The organism is uncultured Agitococcus sp. (assembly GCF_937920075.1).
Lineage (GTDB): Bacteria > Pseudomonadota > Gammaproteobacteria > Pseudomonadales > Moraxellaceae > Agitococcus.
Window position 1 is genome coordinate 1 of the sequence record NZ_CALETI010000103.1, and the last position, 2908, is coordinate 2908.

The following is a 2908-nucleotide window of genomic DNA, read 5'->3' on the forward strand; positions in this document are numbered from 1 at the left end:
TATTGCAAGTCGCTAAACGGGGCAATTTTATTTAGTTGTTTAGTGTAAATTGGCCATTAATAATAGAGTCATATTGTGACTGATATACGCCTCTAAGCTTCATATTATTAAATACCAATGTAGAGGAAGTAGTCCCTTTAGTCAAAGAAACCTTATCAAGACAACTCGTATCACCAGTCATGTCACATGTATAAACAAATAATGGTGTAGCTGTGTTAGCCCCTGAATATAAATTTATTGAGGTAAATTTATTGTTAGCGTTAGTTAGCTCATAACGTAATCCACGTACAGTGTCATTAATTTTTAGTACATATGACGTGTTAATGTCTCCTGAAAATTGATATGTATTTGCACTTACAGCCCCACTACCGCCTGTTGCACTACCATCTTTGTTGTATTGAACATTAGTCACTGTACCTGATGCAGTGCCTGTAGCTGCTAATGTAGTAGCCGTCACAGATTTTTTATGCATCAACAAACCACTATCAATAATCATTCCTTGTTTAGTAGAGTCAACATTGGCAACTTGCACATTAGCAAACTTGAATTCTATGTTGCTGTTCGTATTATTTTGAATGGTAATTCCCACACAAGCTGGCATATTGCCTACACCACAAGCATAAGCATATTTACTATTTTCTAGTTGGAAAGATTGCACACTACCATTTAAAACAGTCACTTTTGCATTTGCCATGGGGTCAGTTGAATCTTTAAACGTATAGATATCAGGCGAGCTAATTGCTGTTGATGTGCCATAAGTATAACTAAAACTACAGAAGTCATTTGGCGCGTTTGTAAAGCCTAGTTTGCTGTCGTTGCCTTTACTAGAACAAGTATTGGTAATAGCAGTGGCTTTTTCGCCATAAAATACTTTTGTATTATCAGCAAACTCTTTACCTTCGGCACTATAAACATTAGTCGTTGTTTTAAACAAAGTTACCTCACCTTTGTCGGTGATAACAACATGATTTGTGCCATTGCTTTGATTGTTAGGGCCACACACTTCTTTAATATTAGCTTCTGTACCTTTTACACTTGCCTTAGCAGTGCTGGTATTTAAGTTAAATACAACAGTTCCTGCATCTTTATAATCACCATTATAATCGGCAAGGCTGCTTAATGTTGCTACAGGTAGATTTTTGCTAGCACAAGTTGCAATGGTAGGTACTGTCACAACAGGAGTAAATTGTCCAAGGAATGATGTCAAAGACAAATTAATTTCATAGAGGGCATTATTATTAAAAATAACCTCATAGCTATAGCTACCATCTTTAAAGGCATAAGCTGAATAAGGTGCTTGAACAACGGTATTCTTAACAGGGTTGGTTAAGGTTTTACTGTTAAACGCCAGAGTTGTAGTTGTCGCATCAAAACAAACTTTTTGTCCATTAGTAAAAGGAGCATTGGTTGCTGTTGTTGCAAATGTCGTTTCAACACCCGTTGTACAACTTGTTGCTTGGCTATTACCATTACCCAAAAGTACTTCATTGCTTTTAAACGTTAATGTTTTATTGGTTTTAGTGATTGGTCGATAGATACCAATACAAGTACCTGTACTATCAGTAATTAACCACGGATGCGTGACAAAAGTTCCTTGTGAGTGAGTTTGGCCCGTTGGTAGATTTTGTCTATAGGAAACGCGTTTTGCATTATAATCTAACCAATAAATACTCATATTTGAGCCACGTTGGTTAATAAAATCCATCGAGATACCATCACTCTGACTAGATTTAATTCGTCCTTCGCCACTACACGCATATTCTTCAACACCATCTACGGTACGGATTGGCACAGCATCTGTATAATTTTTTACACTCTCTTTATTTGCAATGTTAAATCCACCATACCAACGGTTAAAATCAACAATGGTTTGTAAATTTAAAAATGACGCATAAAAATTAGACACCCAATTAACCCAATTAGTTAAAAAGGCATTGCTATAGTTAATTGCTAAGAGCCTATCCAGAATCAATTTTAAGCATTTTTAGTTTGGTCATTTTGGTGTAGTCTATCGTGATGAGAAAAACCTACCCCAGCGACATCAGTCGAGAAGTCTTTAAAGAGATAGAGTCCCTGCTCCTTAGCAGCAGGAAACGCACACGCCCACGCATAGTTGATGTTTATGACGTGTTTTGCGCCCTGCTGTATTTGCTCAAGAGCGGCTGTCAGTGGAGCATGTTGCCCAGCGATTTCCCGAAGAAGAGTACCGTGCACTACTACTTCACGCTATGGAGCGCAAAGCCCTCCGAAACGGAGCCAAGCCTGCTGGAGCAGGCATTAAAAAAATGTGGTTGGCAAGGCTCGCGTCGCTTTGGGTCGCAACGTCTTGCCGACGCTATTGATCGTGGATGCACAGAGCGTGAAGAACACGGACACGGCAGATGAGAAAGGCTATGACGCTGGCAAGAAAGTGTCTGGTATCAAGCGCCACATTGCCGTAGATACGCAGGGATTTCCGCATGCGATTGCGGTGACGACAGCGGACAAGACGGACAGGCAAGGCGCATTGGAGGCATTGACTCTGCACAAGGCGTCTCTGGCAGACGCGGTGGTGAAGGTGCTGGCAGACGGTGGTTATACAGGGCAACCTTTTGCCGATAGCGTGTATGAGATACTAAAGGCCTCCGTCGAGATAGCCAAACGTAGTGAACAGCATACCTTCAACGTCATCCCTCAACGCTGGGTGGTCGAGCGTTCATTCGGTTGGCTGGAGAAATGCCGACGATTGTGGAAGAACTGTGAACGCTATTTGAATACCAGTCTTCAGTTCATCAATCTCGCTTTTCTTGTCCTGTTGTTGAGCAGAAAAGATACTGGATAGGCTCTTATAGCCCAGCAAAATATCGCACCACGAATTGGTCAAGTTACAATGCAGCGTTGAAAACTCGCGGCTCACTGATGCTTTGGA

The 2908-nt window shown here is 40.8% G+C and carries 2 protein-coding genes; one reads left to right on the top strand and one right to left on the bottom strand.

The genetic code is table 11. The annotated features are described in order from the left end of the window. Positions 1 to 31 precede the first annotated feature (31 nt). Entirely contained in the window at positions 32 to 1906 is a 1875-nt protein-coding gene (locus Q0212_RS03705; protein ID WP_297922396.1) for a hypothetical protein, read from the bottom strand. Between the two features lie 110 nt (positions 1907 to 2016). Between Q0212_RS03705 and Q0212_RS03710 the strand changes: the two genes are divergently transcribed. Further along, positions 2017 to 2821, top strand: a protein-coding gene (locus tag Q0212_RS03710; RefSeq protein WP_297922399.1) for an IS5 family transposase whose coding sequence is annotated in 2 segments (ribosomal slippage) — positions 2017 to 2280 and positions 2282 to 2821 — 804 coding nt in all. Because the reading frame shifts where the segments join, the coding sequence is not laid out codon by codon here. Positions 2822 to 2908: the final 87 nt, after the last annotated feature.